Source organism: Pseudoalteromonas sp. GABNS16E, assembly GCF_028598715.1.
In the GTDB taxonomy this organism is placed as follows: Bacteria; Pseudomonadota; Gammaproteobacteria; order Enterobacterales; family Alteromonadaceae; genus Pseudoalteromonas; species Pseudoalteromonas atlantica.
The window spans coordinates 1-547 of record NZ_JAQREZ010000160.1 but is presented as its reverse complement, the minus strand read 5'-3'; the positions used below and the strand labels follow the sequence as shown (position 1 = coordinate 547).

Genomic DNA, 547 nt, shown 5'->3' with positions numbered 1-547 from the left:
AGTAGATGCTGTATGTACAAGGGGAGTAAGTAGAGATGATGTTTATCGGCATTGATATTAGTAAAGAGAAGATTGATTTATCGTGGTTGAGAGACCAGCTTACAAACAAGATTAAAACAAAAGTCTTTAAAAACAAGCATCGAGACTTTTTAGAAATAGAAAAATGGCTTTTAAATACAACTAAAAGCGCTGCTAGTGAACTCGTTATCACACTCGAACCAACGGGTGTTTATCATGAAGCACTGATGTATTTTTTACACGAGCAAGGCTTTAATATTATTTTAGCGAATCCTGGTAAAGCTAAAAAGTATGCTGATGCGTTAAACATAATTCATAAAACGGATAAATCTGATGCAACGATGCTTGCCCATTACGGCTGTGCAAAGCACGCAGTCGTTGATTATTGGCAACCTGAAGCGTTAGAAGTTAGAGAGCTTAAAGCCCTTATTCGTCGTTTAGATGCGCTTGAGAGTAACCGACAACGAGAAGCTAACCGATTAGATGCAAATGAATTTAGCAACGTTTCAGCACGTGTTTGCCAATCGAT

The 547-nt window shown here is 37.8% G+C and carries 1 protein-coding gene; it reads left to right on the top strand.

Features of this window, described 5'->3' with window-relative positions; genetic code table 11:
• Positions 1-35: 35 nt before the first annotated feature.
• Positions 36-547 (top strand): IS110 family transposase (locus tag PSI06_RS21110; RefSeq protein WP_273605076.1); only part of this gene is annotated, 512 nt, incomplete at its 3' end.